Annotated in this window: 12 protein-coding genes and 1 pseudogene; 8 read left to right on the top strand and 5 right to left on the bottom strand. The window is 53.7% G+C overall.

Translation table 11 applies throughout. The annotated features are described in order from the left end of the window. Window positions 1–56: 56 nt before the first annotated feature. On the bottom strand, window positions 57–314 hold the full coding sequence (locus tag A3EQ_RS0106465; protein WP_154652829.1) for a hypothetical protein: 258 nt from the start codon (window positions 312–314) through the stop codon (window positions 57–59). Between the two features lie 1,047 nt (window positions 315–1,361). Between A3EQ_RS0106465 and A3EQ_RS0106440 the strand changes: the two genes are divergently transcribed. Next, window positions 1,362–2,570 carry an acyl-CoA dehydrogenase family protein gene (locus tag A3EQ_RS0106440; protein WP_020154361.1) on the top strand — a complete coding sequence of 403 codons (1,209 nt, stop codon included), beginning with the start codon at window positions 1,362–1,364 and terminating at the stop codon, window positions 2,568–2,570. A gap of 347 nt (window positions 2,571–2,917) precedes the next feature. Here the strand turns inward: A3EQ_RS0106440 and A3EQ_RS0106425 are convergent, their stop codons facing one another. Beyond that, a complete protein-coding gene (locus A3EQ_RS0106425; RefSeq protein WP_051091401.1) occupies window positions 2,918–4,444 on the bottom strand; it encodes a peptide MFS transporter in 1,527 nt (508 codons plus the stop codon). A gap of 344 nt (window positions 4,445–4,788) precedes the next feature. Here A3EQ_RS0106425 and A3EQ_RS0106420 point away from each other — a divergent pair, with 344 nt between their 5' ends. The 3 genes from A3EQ_RS0106420 (at window position 4,789) to A3EQ_RS0106395 (ending at window position 9,477) form a co-directional block, all read left to right on the top strand. Beyond that, window positions 4,789–6,447 carry an FAD-binding dehydrogenase gene (locus A3EQ_RS0106420; RefSeq protein ID WP_026499790.1) on the top strand — a complete coding sequence of 553 codons (1,659 nt, stop codon included), beginning with the start codon at window positions 4,789–4,791 and terminating at the stop codon, window positions 6,445–6,447. A gap of 821 nt (window positions 6,448–7,268) precedes the next feature. Further along, on the top strand, window positions 7,269–7,823 hold the full coding sequence (locus A3EQ_RS0106400; RefSeq protein ID WP_211212060.1) for an RNA polymerase sigma factor: 555 nt from the start codon (window positions 7,269–7,271) through the stop codon (window positions 7,821–7,823). Next, window positions 7,816–9,477, top strand: coding sequence for a LolA family protein (locus A3EQ_RS0106395; protein ID WP_020154353.1), 1,662 nt, complete (start codon window positions 7,816–7,818; stop codon window positions 9,475–9,477). The genes A3EQ_RS0106400 and A3EQ_RS0106395 overlap by 8 nt, the downstream gene beginning before the upstream one ends. 235 nt (window positions 9,478–9,712) lie before the next feature. Here the strand turns inward: A3EQ_RS0106395 and panF are convergent, their stop codons facing one another. Together panF and A3EQ_RS0106380 are read right to left on the bottom strand one after the other, a co-directional pair. Next, the gene (panF, locus tag A3EQ_RS0106385; RefSeq protein WP_020154351.1) at window positions 9,713–11,179 is read right to left on the bottom strand and encodes a sodium/pantothenate symporter; all 1,467 of its coding nucleotides are present in this window, start codon (window positions 11,177–11,179) and stop codon (window positions 9,713–9,715) included. Continuing rightward, entirely contained in the window at window positions 11,176–11,472 is a 297-nt protein-coding gene (locus A3EQ_RS0106380) for a YhdT family protein (protein ID WP_020154350.1), read from the bottom strand. Before A3EQ_RS0106380 ends, panF begins: the two co-directional genes overlap by 4 nt. A 369-nt stretch (window positions 11,473–11,841) precedes the next feature. Between A3EQ_RS0106380 and A3EQ_RS0106365 the strand changes: the two genes are divergently transcribed. The 4 genes from A3EQ_RS0106365 (at window position 11,842) to A3EQ_RS0106350 (ending at window position 16,312) form a co-directional block, all read left to right on the top strand. Next, window positions 11,842–12,537, top strand: coding sequence for a response regulator transcription factor (locus A3EQ_RS0106365; protein ID WP_020154347.1), 696 nt, complete (start codon window positions 11,842–11,844; stop codon window positions 12,535–12,537). Beyond that, window positions 12,530–13,534, top strand: coding sequence for a sensor histidine kinase (locus A3EQ_RS0106360; protein WP_020154346.1), 1,005 nt, complete (start codon window positions 12,530–12,532; stop codon window positions 13,532–13,534). Before A3EQ_RS0106365 ends, A3EQ_RS0106360 begins: the two co-directional genes overlap by 8 nt. Before the next feature lie 92 nt (window positions 13,535–13,626). Further along, window positions 13,627–14,388: an ABC transporter ATP-binding protein gene (locus tag A3EQ_RS0106355; protein ID WP_020154345.1), complete on the top strand. Its 762-nt coding sequence runs from the start codon at window positions 13,627–13,629 to the stop codon at window positions 14,386–14,388. Further along, window positions 14,378–16,312 (top strand): ABC transporter permease, encoded by a 1,935-nt coding sequence (locus tag A3EQ_RS0106350; protein ID WP_020154344.1) that lies wholly within the window; start codon window positions 14,378–14,380, stop codon window positions 16,310–16,312. The genes A3EQ_RS0106355 and A3EQ_RS0106350 overlap by 11 nt, the downstream gene beginning before the upstream one ends. A gap of 409 nt (window positions 16,313–16,721) precedes the next feature. Here the strand turns inward: A3EQ_RS0106350 and A3EQ_RS22770 are convergent. Beyond that, window positions 16,722–16,912, bottom strand: a pseudogene (locus A3EQ_RS22770) (IS1634 family transposase); the annotation flags it as partial.

The raw sequence follows: 16,912 nt of genomic DNA, 5'->3' as shown, positions 1-16,912 counted from the left end.
CGGGAAAATGCGGTTTGTTTATGCGGGATTTCGCACCAAATACATCTTCGATCAGCTCAAATTTTTACCAAATCTTTTTTCATAATAAGAAAAATCACGGAAAAATTGCCTGGCCGCCCGTCTTCCTGGTTCACCGCATAATAGTCGATCGGGAACGGAAATATCCGCCCGGTATACATAAAACCCATCCCATCGGAAAGATGGCACGCATCGATTTGCGGAAGATGGGCATGATCCATTAATTCTTTCGTTGCCTCCCGGACCGTGCGCAAATCCGATCCCAAGTGCAAGCCGGCATTCTTGGGGTAATCCACGGTTAAGAACCTGCAGCTTGGCGGGTTATTAACGTAAACCGTATAATTTCGTCAAATGACGGCTTGGAAGACCGATCGTCCAACCGAATCGTCAGCTTCAGCTGATCCGCCTGGTCCTCCGCCGCCCGGGCAGTGCCGGAATGAACTCCCTCCCTGTTTTGAGTTCAATGTCCTCGGGTGAAACCGTTGGAGATAAAGACACCCAAAAAGGAAGGCGCAGCCGGCGAGAATCCCGAAAAATGCCAGGGTTGAGTGAAGCGCTTTCGGAAAAACGGCCACCTCTATCCTAGAAAATCGATTGACGGCCATCGATGAAATGACCGACGGCGAATCGAGAATCGCGTCCCCTCCTATGAAATCGGCGGACGGCGATCCCCCGATGATCGTCGTCCGGTTGGCCGCCCATTTTTCCGCCGCCGGCGGTCCGGAAAGGCCGGCCACCGAAGTTCATTGGGTTCATTTTGGGCCGCAACCAAATCCGCTCGGTCAACATCCCTCATGAACGGAAGGAACCGGAACCCCGGATACCGGCCAAACGGCTTCTCCAGGAAGGAAAGCGAAACCGCCGAGGCATATGCCGCCGCCTGCAAAAATCCCCCGGCCTTTTCCTGCAGTTCCCATAAGGGAAATCCCGGCTGCCGGATCCCCATCGGCCGCTTTCTTTTCCGCTATCCGCTGCCCCGGCGCCCCGGTTCGCGGCATCCGTCCATGTTTAGGAATGATCTGATTATTATTTCGTTTTTCATCATCATAAAATTTTCATGAAAGGATCGTCAAGTTCGAAATCCCCGGCGCGCCTGCCGCGTTTTCCCGAAGGCCAATGCCCGTCTTTGTTGAATGCCCGCCTTCAACGCCGGGGCCGTTTCCTTTTCCATAAGGCATCCCGGCCGGCAAAATCCGAAGCAAAAAAAGGAAACGGAAAGCGGTTTCACGAATTATAGATAAAAACATGACGGATCCGGAGGCGGAACACGGGCTTCCCCTTTCGCAAACTTTAGCGCCCTTCGTTTCAGGCCTCCGGAAAAATCGGGGGAGGGAAAATCCGTGATGAATTTTGATTTCACGCCGGAACAGGAAATGTTGAGGGAAACGGTGCGGAAATTCGTCGACAGGGAAATCATCCCTTACATCAAGGAATGGGATGAAAGGGGGCAGTTTGACCGGAACGTCCTGAAGCGCCTGGCCGAATTGAATCTGATGGGCGTCTGCATCCCGGAAAAATACGGGGGGATGGGAATGGATTACAATTCCCTGGCCATCGTCTGCGAGGAATTGGAACGGGGCGATACGGCCATCCGCACCGCCGTTTCCGTCCATACCGGCCTGAACAGCTTGACGCTCCTCCAATGGGGAACGGAAGAGCAAAAACAAAAATATTTGGTTCCCCAAGCCAGAGGAGAGAAGATCGGGGCCTATGCCCTGACGGAACCGAACGCGGGTTCCGATGTAGCCGCCATTCAAACGACGGCCGTCCGCAAAGGGGACCATTACGTCTTAAACGGGCAAAAAACCTGGATTTCCCTGTGCGACATCGCCGACCACTTCATCGTTTTCGCCTATACGGATAAAGGGAAAAAACATCGCGGCATCTCCGCTTTCATCGTGGAAAGGACCTTTCCGGGATTTTCCTCCCGGGCGATCAAAGGAAAATTGGGGATACGGTCCGGCAATACGGGCGAATTATTTTTCGACAACGTGAAAGTCCCGGCGGAAAATTTGCTCGGCGAAGAGGGGGAAGGGTTCAAAATCGCCATGTCCGCCCTGGACAATGGCCGTTTCACCGTGGCCGCCGGCGCGGCCGGGCTCATTCAAGCCTGCCTGGAAGCCTGCGTCAAATATTGCCGGGAACGGAAGACCTTCGGCAAGGAAATCGGCCGCCACCAACTGGTCCAGCAAATGATCGCCCATATGGAGGCGGGCCTGCAAATCAGCCGTCTGCTCGTCTATAGGGCGGGCTATCTGAAAAATTTGGGGAGGCGGACGACGAGGGAAGTCTCCCTCGCCAAATGGATCGCCTGCGATTTTGCCAACAAGGCCGCCGATGACGCGGTGCAGATCCACGGCGCCTACGGCTACGCCAACGAATACCCGGTGGAACGGTACTTGCGCAATTCGAAGGCGCCGGTCATTTACGAAGGGACGAGGGAAATCCATACCCTCCTGCAGGCGGAATACGCCCTCGGCTACCGGAAGGATAAGCCGCTGCGGAAGACCTTGCCCCCATGGGAAGGGACGGGATCCGCGGGGACTTCTTAAGCGACGGAGGGGGCAAGAATCCGGCCCGCGCCGCCTTCCCTCATCTCCGGGTTTCTTTCCGGTTCAAACGGAGCGGATGAACGTCAGCCGAAACTTTTTATCCCAAACCTTTGGCGGCAAAACCGGGCCGCCCTCCTTCCCGGCGGCAATCGAAGCGCCGGGGCTTGACGTTCCCCTTCGCTGCGGACGTCAGGTGCCCGCAACCAAAAAACGGGATGCCTGATGGACAGCGGCGTCACATATTGCCGTCCGGAAAAATGCCCCCGGCCAAAAAGGCGCCGGAATCCGTCCAAGAAAAAGCTGCCTGAACAAACCAGTCGCTTGTTCAGGCAGCGGAATCCAGGACATTATTTTATTCCTTGCATTTTTTCCTGAATGGCGGGGGAAATGAGGAACATCAGAATCCCGAGGACGATGGAAACCAGGCCGATCGTCCCGAAATAAACCATTTCCGACGCCTCCGTGTAAAATTTCGCCAATTGGGCGTTGATCGCCTGCGCAGCCGCGTTCGACAAAAACCAGAGGCTCATCGTTTGCGCCTGAAACGCCTCGGGAGCCAGTTTCGTCGTCGCGGACAGCCCCACCGGGGACAGGCAAAGTTCCCCGAATACGACAATCAGATAGCTCAAGACGAGCCACATCGGATTCACCAGCGCGCCTTCTCCCGCCATGTAGCCCGGCACGATGATGACCAGGAAGGACAAGCCGGCAAATACCAGGGCGAGGGCAAATTTTTTCGGAATGGAAGGCTGGCGTTCACCCATCTTCACCCATAACCAGGCAAATACGGGGGCCAGCGTAATGATGAACAAAGGATTCAACGATTGGAACCAGGCCGGATTGATCCGGATGCCCCAAAAATCCAATTGGGTCCGCTGGTCGGCGAAATTGGCCAATACCGTCGATCCCTGTTCCTGGATCGCCCAAAACATAACGGAGGCAATAAACAGCGGAACATAGGCCAGCAGCCGGGAACGTTCCACCGGTTTTGTCTTCGGGCTGCGGTACATCACCACGAAATAGGCGATCGGAATAAGGATGCCAAGCAGCCCGACAAGGGCGACAAAACGTTCGATCGTCAACCAGTTCCGGGAAATGGACAAGGGCAGGATAATCGCTAAAATAATAGCCGAAACTATGAATATTTTCAAAAAATTCTTTTTCTCTTCCGCACTCAGCGGATTGTGGACCTGGGTTCCCGCCAGACCAAGATTTTTCTTTCTCGTCAATACAAACATGATCAGTCCGATAAACATTCCGACAGCCGCTACCCCAAAACCGGCATGGAAGTCGTAACGGTCGCTGAAAAAGGACACGACCAACGGCGATAAAAAGGCCCCCATATTGATGCCCATGTAAAAGATGCTGAATCCCGCATCGCGCCGGGCATCCTTTTCGTCGTACATTTCTCCGACGACACTTGAAACGTTCGGCTTCAGCAGTCCGGTCCCGATGACGATCAAGACCATCGACAAGAAGAAAAAGGCAACATCGCCGGGAACAGCCAGGGCAATATGGCCGAACATGATCAAGATGCCGCCGTAAAATACGGCATTGGATGTTCCGGTGACCCGGTCGGCGATCCAGCCGCCCAAAATTCCCGACATATAAACCAAAGAACCGTATATGGACATGATGGCCAACGCCACGTTTTCATCGAGGCCGAGCCCGCCTTTGGAAACTTCGTAATACATGTAATATACGAGAATGGCCCGCATGCCGTAATAGGAGAATCTTTCCCAGAACTCGGTGAAAAACAGGGTGAACAAACCTTTCGGGTGGCCGAAAAATCCGGTTTGAGGCACGCTTTCTACAATTTGCTTTCTAGTATACCTCTGCAATACTCTTTCCTCCTTCCATATACCATTTATCATAAAGCTTTTTCAATATTATTGTCAAAAAGTTTTTTGGTAATGGAAATTATTTTCAAAGATTATTTAAAGAATCTCAGTAATTCCAATAATAAACAACATAAAAATATTTGGAATAATGGAAACTTGCGAAACTTTATTTGCGATAAATAATATATCAATATAATAAATTCGGAATTCCCGGCAGGTGCGGGCCCCCAGCCGCCGCACCGGGACACGGATAAAGGGGGACGATGCCGGTTTTTTCTGAACATTCGCTCCCCGATTTCCATTTTCTTTTTTATAATAGGGGGTAAATCGGACAGTTTGCGCGGAAAAATCGGAAGCGAACGAAGGGGGATGGGATGATGAAATACGATGCGATCGTCGTCGGCGCGGGGCTGGCCGGCCTCGTCGCCGTGACCGAACTATTGAACGGGAAAAGGAGGGTGCTTTTGCTCGATCAGGAGCCGGAGACGAACTTCGGCGGACAGGCCTGGTGGTCTTTCGGCGGGCTTTTCCTCGTCGATTCTCCGGAGCAGCGGCGGCTGGGCATTAAAGATTCCCGGGACCTGGCCTGGCAGGATTGGCTCGGCAGCGCCGGATTCGACCGGACCGGAGATGAGGATTATTGGGCGATCAAATGGGCGGAAGCCTATGTGGATTTCGCCGCGGGGGAAAAAAGGGCGTGGCTCCGCTCCCTCGGCGTCCGTTTCTTCCCGATCGTCGGCTGGGCGGAACGGGGAGGCCATCTCGCCGACGGCCACGGGAATTCCGTGCCCCGCTTCCATATCACTTGGGGCACGGGCCCGGGACTCGTGAAGCCCTTCGCCGACCGGGTCCGGGAGGCCGTAAAAGCGGGGTTCGTCGATTACCGGCCTCGCCACCGGGTCGATGAAATCATCATGCGAAACGGTGCGGCCGCTGGGGTAAAGGGTTCCGTTCTCGAGCCCGACGGCCGGCCCCGGGGCGAGGCGACATCCCGGACGGCAATCGGCGAATTCGAATTCTTTTCCGATATCGTCCTTCTCGCCAGCGGCGGAATCGGAGGAAATTTTGACCTGGTCCGGAAAAATTGGCCGGCATGGCTCGGTAACCCGCCGGAATCCTTCCTTTCCGGCGTTCCCAAACATGTGGACGGGCGCATGCTCTCCATCGCCGAAAGGGCCGGCGCCCGGATCGTCAACAAAGACCGGATGTGGCATTATACGGAGGGGATCCGGAATTGGAACCCGGTCTGGCCCCATCACGGAATCCGGATTTTGCCCGGTCCTTCCTCCCTTTGGCTGGACGCGGCGGGCAACAGGCTTCCCGTTCCTTGCCTGCCCGGATTCGACACGTTGGGGACGCTGAAAGCGATACTGGCGACCGGATTCGATTATTCCTGGTTTATCCTGACGGAAAAGATCATCGAAAAGGAGTTTGCCTTATCCGGTTCGGAACAGAACCCGGATCTGACGGAAAAAAGCATCCGCAAGGCCTTGCGGCGCGTCCTCCCCGGACCGACCCCGCCGGTGAAGGCCTTCATGGAAAAGGGGGAAGATTTCATCGTTGCCGATTCCCTGGAAAAACTCGTCGACGGCATGAACCGCCTGACCGGAACGGGCCTGCTCGATTACCGGGAGATCAAGCGGCAGATTTTGGCCCGGGACCGGGAAATGGACAACAAGTTCACGAAAGATCTGCAGATCGCCGCTCTCCGCAACGCCCGCCACTATATGGGCGACAGGCTGGCAAGGGTGGCCAAGCCCCATAAAATCCTCGATCCGAAAAACGGGCCGCTCATCGCCGTCCGTCTGCATATCCTGACCCGCAAGACCCTCGGCGGCCTGCAGACGGATCTGTCCGGGAGGGTGTTGGGGAAAGACGGGCGCCCGGTGAAAGGCTTGTATGCCGCAGGAGAGGCCGCCGGCTTCGGTGGAGGCGGGATGCACGGCTACCGGTCGCTCGAAGGCACCTTCCTGGGCGGCTGCCTGTTTACGGGCAGGCAAGCAGGACGGGCCATCGAACAGGAATTGAGGGGATAAAATCCCTTCACCGGCGGGAAGGGCGGCTCCCCCTTCCCTCCCGCCGTCAAACAAGGGGATCAGCCTCCCCCGGCCCGTTGAGGGACGGGCGCAGGATTCCCCGCCAAATTCATTTTCAGAAGGATGTGATTCAAGGCCATCCGGAGAATCCTCTTTTTCCATCCCCCCGGGCTTCATCCTTTCCCTTGAGGAGGACGTTTCGCACATGGCTTCCCCCCGGAGCGGACATCCGGCCGCCCTTTTAAGACTTTTTTCTCCTCAACGTCCATTTGCCTTCCCGCCGGATATCCTCCATTTTCTCCTTCCTTTCGACTTCGGATTCTCCCCTTCGGCCCCGGCTGCTTTCTGTTTTCCTCCTCCGACGAAACCGGTGCGGGTGATCCTCCCAAAAAGCCTGCCTCACCTTTTCCGAAAAAAGAGGGGTGCGTCCTCGTCCATTTTTGAAACCGCCTTTGACGGCACGGGAATTCATCCATTCTCCGGATCTTCCCGGCCGGCCGTCACGGTTGAGGCCTCCGGGCCGGATCCCCGCTTTCCGCTTTTGCATCTCCCCCGGTGACGGAACTTCTCGCCTTTGAACGGACCGGACGGATCGGCATTCCTTTTTGGATCTTCCCCTTCAAGGAGCCGCAGGGAGACCAGGGCGTCCGCTCCGCTTAGCTTACTCGATGCCTCCCCCTGTTTTTTCTAAGGGCCGGGAGAAAGGGATAAGCTTCCTTTGCCTTTGGGCAAAAATAAAAGAAATTCTTTTGTAACGGCGGGAACCGTCAAACGTTGATATATATTGAACAGCCGTCCCGGAAAGAAGGTGCGCACCCTTGGTGGGATTTAAAAATTCGCAAAACCCGGATGATGTCGATCCCGGTTTCATCGAAAGCATTTGTCAATCGACTTGGAAAACGATCTACCGGTTTATTTACTATAGAGTCCAAAACCGTGAAGAAGCGGAAGAACTGACCCAGGAAACCTACGTGAAGGCCATCCGTTTTATGCAAACAAAAAATGTCCGCCCGGAAAAACAGATTCCCTTTTTAAAAACGGTGGCGCTGAATTTGATGCGCGATCAATGGCGGAAACAAAAGCTCCGAGGGAAAAACATCGGCATCGACGCGATCAACCCGTCGGAGGCGGCGGTGGCCGACTCCTCGGAGCGAAGCGCCCAGCGGCTCGTGATCGAACAGGCCCTTGACCAACTGAAAAAGGAAGAGCGGATGGTTGTCGAATTGAGGATCCTGAAAGGGTATTCCGTTGCCGAAACCGCCGAAATCTTAAACAAGCAGGAGGGAAACATCCGTGTGATCCAACACCGCGCCTTGCAAAAACTGGCCGAAATCCTTAAGCCGAAAATGGAAAGCTGGGGGGAAGCCGATGGTTAGCAGCGAAGAAAGATTATCCGATTTTATCGATCGCCTAAATGAGGAACGGAAACCTGCGGAAAATGAATATACGACGGAATCGGAAGAATTGAAGGATCTTTTCTCCGCGGTAAAGCTTGTCCGCACCTTGAAAGAACCGGCCATGCCCGAAGCGGGCTTCGAAAGGAGACTGATCGGATACGTCACGGAAAAGCTGGCGCCGAAAAGCCGGAAAAACATGAAAAGCCGGATGCGAATGGCCGTACTGGCCGCGGCGGCCACCCTCCTCTTCCTGACGGCCGGGATCTTGTTTCCGTTCAAGGAAAAAAACATGGTCAGCGCCATGGCCGAAGCCTATCAGGACATAAAGGCCTACCGGGGAATCCTGGAAATCAAATCCTCCAACTCCGCCGGCGAAACGGTGACCCAGGCAAAACTGGAAGTATGGGCGGACAAAAAGGGGCGCTATTACGTGAAAGGCTTGGAAGGCGCCAATGCGAATATCATCACCGTCAACAACGGCAAAAGGAAATGGCAAATCCGCCCGGATCAAAAACGGATCTACCTGTTTTCCGCTTTTCCCGACAGTTACCGTTTCATCTTTGAAATCGGCAAGGAAATCGACGAGGCGGAAAACGCTTTGGACGTCCGCCGGGCCGGCGAAGCGAAGATCCACGGCAGAACGGCGGAGGTTTTGGAAGTGACGCCCCGGTCCGGACTTCCGTACAAAATATGGGTCGACAAAAAAACGAAGCTCCCCGTGCAAAAAGAAACGGCGGCGCAAAACGCCGTCCGCTATACGGTTACTTACGCCGAACTGGATTTTTATGACGCCATTCCTGAAGATCTGCTCGCCTATCAAGCCCCGGCGGCCTATGAAGCGGTTGAAAAGGATGCGGAACTGGCCGTCAACGATTGGAAAGAAGCGGCATCCGTCGCCGGGTTCGCTCCGCCGCTGCCCGGTGCCCTCCCGGAAGGATTCATGCAGGAAGGAATCGCCGTCGTCCCGGAACGGAAACTGTTGAAGATTTACTACGCCAAGGATGGAAAAAAAGCCGCCTTCATCCAGGGGAAGGTCGAAAGAAAATTCACTCCCTCCCCATCGGCCATGCTGGGAGAAGTTGACGGCATCGTCGCCGAGATCCAGTCTCCCCTCTATGAAGCGGAAGGCATCCTAAGCGGCGGAAATGTCTACGCAGGCAACACGGATCTCCGCTCCATCCGCTGGCAAAAGGACGGATTTGAGTACGCCGTCATCGGCAACGTTTCTTTGGAAGATTTGGGCACTTTGACGGAGGCGGTCACCGGCTGGAAATTTTTCATGCCCGCCGCGGAAGGGAAAACGTGGGAACCGCAGGTGAAAGTCCCATACGACTTGAAAATCGAAGAAAATACCCAAAAGGGCGTCGACGCCGGGAGCATGCCGTGGAAACTGGATCCGGTTTATACCGCCCAAGTGTTTGTCAACCTGGAAATTTCCCCGGAAGGCATCAGCGGAGACGGGCCTATCGGGATCGAAGATTTCAAAATGATCCATAATGACGGAAAATTGGCGGTCGTCAGCGTCCTAAGCGACAAAAGCCCGATCGAAAAGGTCTATTTGAAGCGCCTCGTCAGGCAGGACCCGACGGGGATTTGGACGGTCGTCGGTTACGATCCCGCCGGCAAAAATTAATCCCGGATCAACGGAAACCGCAAGGTCCGCCTTGCGGTTTTTTCCTTTTCCCAAAATGAATCCCGTTTGCCGGCCGGGATTCCTGTTCCGGATCTTGCCGGGGCATGCCGATCACCGGCGCTAGGTATTCCGCATCGTTTGAAGGAGCCGCCCGTCCCTTCAGCGGAAGGGCGTTTCAAGCCCGCCGAAGCCGGCATGCGGCGATTCCGCACGGTCCGATGCCATCCCTTTCCCTTCAAACCTTATGGATATTTTTTTCCGGGAATTGATAGGCCTCCCCCTTCGTCAACAGGCTGAACAGGATGAAGGCCGCCAGCGACAGGAACACGGGAACGGTCACGGTATGGACGCCGAACAGCGCCGGATGGCTTTGATTATAAAAATGGATGGCGATATAGGAGCCCATGCCGGCAATCATCGCGGCGATGGCGCCGGTCTTATTGGCATATTTCCAATAGAGCCCCAACACGATGGGCCAGATAAAGGCCGCTTCAAGCCCGCCGAAGGCAAACAGGTTCAAAAAGATGATCAGATCCGGCGGACTGACCGCAATGAGGAAGGTGACGGCACCGATGACCCCGGTCACGGCCATGCTGAATTTTTTAATAAAATCCGAGCTGGCATCGGGATTCACATAATTGATATACACATCTTTAACCACGGTTGAACTGACCAAAATCAGCAATGAATCGACGGTGGACATGATCGCCGCCAGCGGGGCGGACAACGCCACCCCCGCAACCCAGGGGGGAAGGATCTCGAGGGCCACCAGCGGAATCACTTGATCCGCCACTTCGATCCCCGGCATGATAGGCCTTGCAAAAACGCCGATCAAATGCATGCCCAGCATGATGAACCCCACCACGGCAGTCCCGATCAGGATCGCCCTGTGCATCGCCTTGGCGTCCCGGTAGGCCATCGCCCTCACCGCGATTTGCGGCAGGCCGACGACCCCGACGCCGACAAGAATCCAATAGGAGGAGACATATAAAGGCGTCAATTGGCCGTCCTGGCCGAAGGGAGTAACCAAATTCGGATTGATGGAAACCAGTTCCTCAAAAAGATTCGGCAGGCCGCCCCCGGCGACGATCACCGCGATCAGCAGGGTCAAGGTCCCGCCCACCATGACGAACCCCTGAATCGCGTCGGTAATGACGACGGCGCGATATCCCCCGACAACCACATAGACCAAAACCGATAACGTAAAAATAAACAAGGATGCCAGATAAGATAACCCGGTAAGCGACTGGATCAGATAGGCCCCGCCGATCCATTGGGCGGCCATGGAAGAAAAGAGGAAGACGATGATGCTGAAAGCCGCCAAGAAAACGACCGTTTTGCTCCGGTACCTTTCCTTCAAAAAATCGACCAGCGTGACGGCATGATATCTCCGGGCAACGATGGCGAACTTTTTTCCCAATACCAAAAGGACAAAATATCCGGTTACCACTTGGATCATGGCCAGCAAAACCCAACCCAGCCCGATCGAATAAGCCGCCCCGGGACCGCCCAAAAAACTGGAGGCGCTGCCGTATGTCGCGACCATCGTCATCGCCAGGAGCAAACCGCCAAAATCCCGGTTGCCGATAAAATAGCTGCTGATGAACCCTTTCGATTCATCCGTTTTCCGATTCGACCAGACGCCGGCGCAAAAGACGACGGCCATAAACAAGAGCAGGGGAATGATCACATTCCATTTCATGCGGATTTTGCCCCCCCGTTTTCATCATCCCGGTCATCCAGCGGCACGTCCTTTAACAAAAACTTCACCGTAATGAAGACGAAAACAAGCATCACGAGAAAGCCGAGGATAGAGCTGAAGAAAAACCAGGCCGGGAACCCGAGGATATACGTATAATCTTCCGGTTTTTCCGAACCAAGGCCATAGGCGAATCCGTACCACCAGGCAAAATTGATGACGGCCAAAACGCAGCCGATGACCGCTTCCCTTTCGGCGACGGCAAATCGGGGATCCTTCTCCGGCTTTTTATCCATCAACAAACGCTCCTTTCATCAATGCAGATTTTCCTCCGTGATCGGGTGTCTTTTCTTATTTTAATTCCGGATCGCAACTTTTCCAAATCCGGCATTTCCTTCGGGAACAAAATCCCGGCAAAATCATCGGGCTCCCGAGGAAATCGGAGAAACATTGGAAACGCCGGATCACCGTCCGAAAGAATGGGCCGATTCCCGGGAAGGATTTTACGAGAAACATATCCCCTGCCGCCGGGACGGCATTGAAAGGCTGCCGGCTGCCAAAAAAACCGGCGGAAAGGCCGCACCCCGCCGCAAATATTTCCAACTGAAACGCCCAGATTTGTATTATAATTAACGGTAACAACGGAAAAGCCGTGGTGATCCTCCGTGTTCAAAATTCTGCTCATCGAAGATGACGCCACATTGTTTCAGGAAATCAAGGAACGGTTGTCCCAATGGTCGTACGATGTCCGGGGGATCCGGGATTTCGGCCGCGTCATGGAGGAGTTTTCCGAAATCAAACCGGACCTCGTGATCATCGATATCCAGCTGCCGAAATTCGACGGCTTCTATTGGTGCCGGATGATCCGCTCCCACTCCAACGTGCCGATCCTCTTTTTATCCTCCCGGGACCACCCGGCGGAAATGGTCATGTCGATGCAGCTCGGGGCGGACGATTACATCCAAAAGCCGTTCCATTTTGACGTGCTCATCGCCAAAATCCAGGCCATCCTCCGGCGGGCATACAATTACAGCGCGGAACCGGGCGGGCTGAGAACATGGCGGGGAGCGGCCGTCGATTTTGCGAAAAACACCGTCACCAACCAAAAAGGGACGGTCGAGCTGACGAAAAACGAGATGCTGATCCTGAAACACCTGCTGGAAAGAAAAAACCAAATCGTCAGCCGCACGGAACTGATCAAAAGCCTGTGGAACGACGAACGGTTCGTCAGCGACAACACGCTGACGGTGAATGTGAACCGCTTGAGGAAGCGGCTGGATGAACTGGGGCTGGGGGCCTATATCGAAACGAAGGTGGGACAGGGCTACATGGCGACGGAAGAGGCGGAAGCCCATGATTAGGAAGTTTTTCCTCGAACGGGCGAGCTGGATCCTGTTTTTTCTCTTTGTCGAGTCGTTTTTTCTCTTCATCGCCTATCTGGATGCCGCGGTTCCCTTCGATTCCATCCTCTATATGGTGTTTTTGTCTTCCATCTTATTTCTCCTTTTTCTCGCCTTCCGTTACCGGAAGGAAACGGAATTTTACCGGAATCTGGAGGAACGGGAAGGCGATCTGGATTACGCGTCCGTCCCCGAAGGGGAAAGCCCCTTTGAAAAAATCGTGTCGGAGAAAATGCAAAGCCTTTTGGACGATTATAGACGGAAACTCGCAAAAAACCGGCTTTCCCTGGAACAGGAAAAAGACGAGCTGCTGTCATGGATCCACGAGATGAAAACCCCCCTTTCCGCGATGCATCTGATGATCGACCGGGTGGCGGACGAGACGCTTCGGGATCAGCTGACCTACGAATGGCTGCGCATCCATCTTTTGCTGGACAAACAGCTCCATCAAAAGCGGATTGCCACCATGGAAAACGACGTGTTCATCGAACAGGTGGCGCTGGAGCCGGTCATTTTCCAGGAAATTAAAGCCCTGCGGTCCTGGTGCATCAGCAAAGGGATCGGTTTCGACGTCAGCCTGGAAGCGGAAGACGTGTTGACCGACGGGAAATGGCTTTCCTTCATCCTCCGGCAGATCTTGACGAACGCCGTGAAATACAGCGAATCCGCGGATATCCTCATCAAAAGCGATAAAAAAGGGGAACATGTCCGGTTGGAAATCACCGATTTCGGCCGCGGCATCGATCCGAGGGACCTGCCCCGGATCTTCGACAAGGGCTTCACGTCGGCAAAGGACCACCAAAACAGCGGCGCGACGGGAATGGGGCTGTATCTGGCCAAAAAAGCGGCGGATTTTCTGCATATCCGGATCGACGTGAAATCAAAGCCCGGGGAAGGGACGACGTTCATCTTGACCTTCCCGAAAAAAAACGAATTCGTCCGCCTTGCAGGCATGTGACAAAAATGTCACATGCTTTTCCTTTTTGTTCGCCGAATCGAAGGAAAAAGGGAATAAAAGCCGGTACGATGGAATTGCAAGGAGGGAGAAAGATGTACATTCTCGAAGCGAAAAAAATTTATAAAAGCTACGGAAACAAATTCAATCGGCAGGAAGTTTTAAAAGGGCTGGACATCCAAGTGCGCAAAGGGGAATTCCTCAGCATCATGGGCCCCTCGGGATCGGGGAAAACCACCTTGCTGAACGTCCTTTCCTCCATTGACCGGGCCAACGGGGGAACGATCACGATCGGGGGCCGGGACATTGTCGGAATGAAGGAAAAAGAGCTGGCCGAATTCCGCAAACGGCATTTGGGCTTCATTTTCCAGGAATATCATTTGCTGGATACGCTGACCGTGAAGGAAAACATCCTGTTGCCTTTAACCATTACCAAAACCCCGAAACGGGAAGCGGAAGAAAGGTTCCGGGAATTGGCCGCGGAATTGGGCATTTTTGAACTCAGGGACAAATATCCGAATGAAATCTCCGGCGGGGAAAAGCAGCGGACTTCAGCCGCCCGGGCCTTCATCCATAACCCGAGCGTGATCTTCGCCGACGAGCCGACCGGGGCACTCGACTCCAAGTCCGCCTCCGATCTTTTGAACAAGCTCCAGGAATTGAACCGGAAAAGAAACGCCACCATCGTGATGGTCACCCACGACCCGGTGGCGGCCAGTTTCTCGGAACGGGTCATCTTCATCAAAGACGGCCAAATTTACACCCAGCTGGTGAAAGGGAATGAAACGAGGCAGTCCTTCCTGAAGGACATCATGAAAACCCAGGGTGTGTTGGGCGGTGTCCAATATGAGCATTAACCGGATCATTTTGCGCAGCCTGAAAAAAAATTTCCGAAACTATTACCTGTACGTATTTGCGCTCATTTTCACCGTCTCCCTTTATTTCGCCTTCGTCACTTTGCAATATGACCCGGAAATGGACCCGGCGAAAGGATCGGTTAAGGGTGCGGCCGCATTCCGGGCGGCATCCGTCTTGCTGATCGTCATCGTCGGCGTGTTCCTGTTATACGCCAACCATATTTTCATCAAAAGGCGCAGCAAAGAAATCGGCCTGTTCCAATTGATCGGAATGACCAAAGGGAACGTCTTCCGCCTGCTTTGCATCGAAAATTTCATCCTTTATTTTCTCTCGCTGTTTGCCGGAATCTTCATCGGGTTCGCCGGTTCCAAATTTTTGACGATGATCCTGTTCAAACTCACCGGCGTCCGCGCCGTCGCCGACCTGACCTTTTCGCAGGAAGCCTTCCGGCAGACCTTGGCCGTTTTTGGCGCGGTCTTCCTGCTGATCATGGCGATGGAATACTTGTTCATCAAGAGACTGAGCATTCTTTCGTTATTTACCGCCGCTTCCGCCGTCGAAGCGAAAAGAATATCCCTTTTGCAGCTGCTGATCGGGATCTTGGGCGCCGCCCTCATCCTCTTAGGGTATTATGTTTCGTCAAAACTGTTCAGCGGCGAATTTGCGACGATCGACGAACTCTTCAAAGCCATGATTTTCATCCTCGCTTCCGTCATTTTCGGCACCTATTTGTTTTACAAGGGGACGGTCAGCTTTCTCTTCTATCTTTACCGGAAAACGAAGGGCGGCTATTTAACTATCCGGGAAGTGATGTCGCTGTCGTCCATCATGTTCCGGATGAAGTCGAACGCCCTGTCCCTGACGATAATCACCACCGCTTCCGCCCTTGCCGTCGGCCTTTTGTCCTTAAGCTATATCTCCTACTACTCTACGGAAAAGAGCGCCGGGCAGTATGTGGCCGCCGATTTTGCCTTAACGGACCAAAAGGATGCGGAACAGTTTAAAAAGGCGTTGGACCGAAAACATATTCCTTATGAGGAAACGGTGACCCAAGTCATGATGGTGAAGGCGAATATCAAGCCTATTTTAAAGGGGAAACTGGATCAATTAAATTTCGATCCAAAAAGCACGCCCCTTCCCGTCATCAGCGAAAAGGACGCGGATTTCGGCGATCTTTCCCCCGATGAAGCTTATCTTTCCGGCTACCATGACGCCCTGAAAAAATTTATGCCTTTGAAAACCTCGGGTCCTCTCACATTAAAGGGGAAAAGCGCGGAAATCCGGCAAAACTACTTGGGGCTGAAAAAGGAATTCCTCGTGTCCTATTATTTCACCAACGGGGGCATGCCCGTCGTAATCGTCGACGAGAAGGTATTCGAACGGTTGGCCGAGGATATGGACCCGAAGATCCAGAAGGAAGGGACGGTCCATATCGGCATTCACATCAAGGATGAGGCATTGACGGATGAAGCCAACCGCTTATTTCTGGCCGAAGAATTCGCCAAACCCGCCTTCTCTAAGTTCGAAATGATTAAAAACAATAAAAGGACTTACGGCCTCTCCATGTTTATCGTCGGCTTTTTGGGCTTGACCTTCCTGATCACATCCGGCTGCATCCTTTACTTTAAACAGATGGGCGAATGCGAGGACGAAAAGGGGATCTACACCGTTTTACGAAAACTCGGTTTCACACCGGAAGATCTCTTAGGGGGGATCCGGCAGAAACAGCTGTTCAATTTCGGCATCCCCTTGCTCCTCGGCATCTCCCACGGCTATTTTGCCGTCCGGTCCGGCTGGTTTTTCTTCGGGACGGAATTGTGGACGCCGATGCTGCTCGTGATGGGACTGTACTCCGCCCTGTATTCGATCTTTGGATTCCTGTCCGTCCAATACTACCGACGGGAAATCCAAAAGGCGCTTTAGGGGGGCCCGACCCCAAGGGAGGCGGGAGGCCTCCCCTGCTCCCGCGGCCTGCCGGGAAAAAAGCCGGTAAATTTCCGCCTATTCCATCAAGCGGCCCGCATAAAATTTCCCCGTCTCCGCCAATTATTTTCAGGGCCGTCCGGATCAAGGGGCTGCCGCATCCGGCGAAGCCCAAGAAACGGGGTCAGGGAACTCAAGAATTTATAAAAAGAACCGTTTTACGGCTATGCGCCGTCCGTTTTTTTACACAAACGGCAAGTGTGCCGCCGGGTGAAAACCGTTTTATGTCTATGTCCGTCCGCCCTGCAAAGATTCATGCCGGCGGACGGGCTTTTTTCCCGACTTTTACAGTTCCAGAAACAAAAACTCCCCGAAAACAGCGTCATGATCGCGTTTTTTGGGGAGTTCTTTATTTTTTGGTATGTAGATATGTTTTCGTCCTTTTATCTTTAACCCCATATGCGGGGATATCTTCTAGCCCAAATGCCTTTAAAATATCGGAAAATACGTCGTCAGATTTATTTTTTATAAAGATTTCTTTTCCATCCAAGTGCACTTTCGTAATCGTCGCACTCCGGATGGCATCCTGGATTTTTTCTG

This window comes from Caldibacillus debilis DSM 16016 (assembly GCF_000383875.1).
GTDB classification, from domain to species: Bacteria; Bacillota; Bacilli; order Bacillales; family Caldibacillaceae; genus Caldibacillus; species Caldibacillus debilis.
The sequence above is the reverse complement of the archived record's forward strand: the minus strand, read 5'-3'. Positions and strand labels throughout refer to the sequence as shown.

What these genes read in the sequence shown, in the direction of transcription:
- A3EQ_RS0106380 (WP_020154350.1), bottom strand. Translation starts at nt 11,472, where the DNA reads ATGGATAAAAAGCCGGAGAAGGATCCCCGATTTGCCGTCGCCGAAAGG.
- A3EQ_RS0106350 (WP_020154344.1), top strand. Translation starts at nt 14,378, where the DNA reads ATGAGCATTAACCGGATCATTTTGCGCAGCCTGAAAAAAAATTTCCGA.
- A3EQ_RS0106360 (WP_020154346.1), top strand. Translation starts at nt 12,530, where the DNA reads ATGATTAGGAAGTTTTTCCTCGAACGGGCGAGCTGGATCCTGTTTTTT.
- A3EQ_RS0106440 (WP_020154361.1), top strand. Translation starts at nt 1,362, where the DNA reads ATGAATTTTGATTTCACGCCGGAACAGGAAATGTTGAGGGAAACGGTG.
- panF (WP_020154351.1), bottom strand. Translation starts at nt 11,179, where the DNA reads ATGAAATGGAATGTGATCATTCCCCTGCTCTTGTTTATGGCCGTCGTC.
- A3EQ_RS0106395 (WP_020154353.1), top strand. Translation starts at nt 7,816, where the DNA reads ATGGTTAGCAGCGAAGAAAGATTATCCGATTTTATCGATCGCCTAAAT.
- A3EQ_RS0106420 (WP_026499790.1), top strand. Translation starts at nt 4,789, where the DNA reads ATGAAATACGATGCGATCGTCGTCGGCGCGGGGCTGGCCGGCCTCGTC.
- A3EQ_RS0106425 (WP_051091401.1), bottom strand. Translation starts at nt 4,444, where the DNA reads ATGATAAATGGTATATGGAAGGAGGAAAGAGTATTGCAGAGGTATACT.
- A3EQ_RS0106355 (WP_020154345.1), top strand. Translation starts at nt 13,627, where the DNA reads ATGTACATTCTCGAAGCGAAAAAAATTTATAAAAGCTACGGAAACAAA.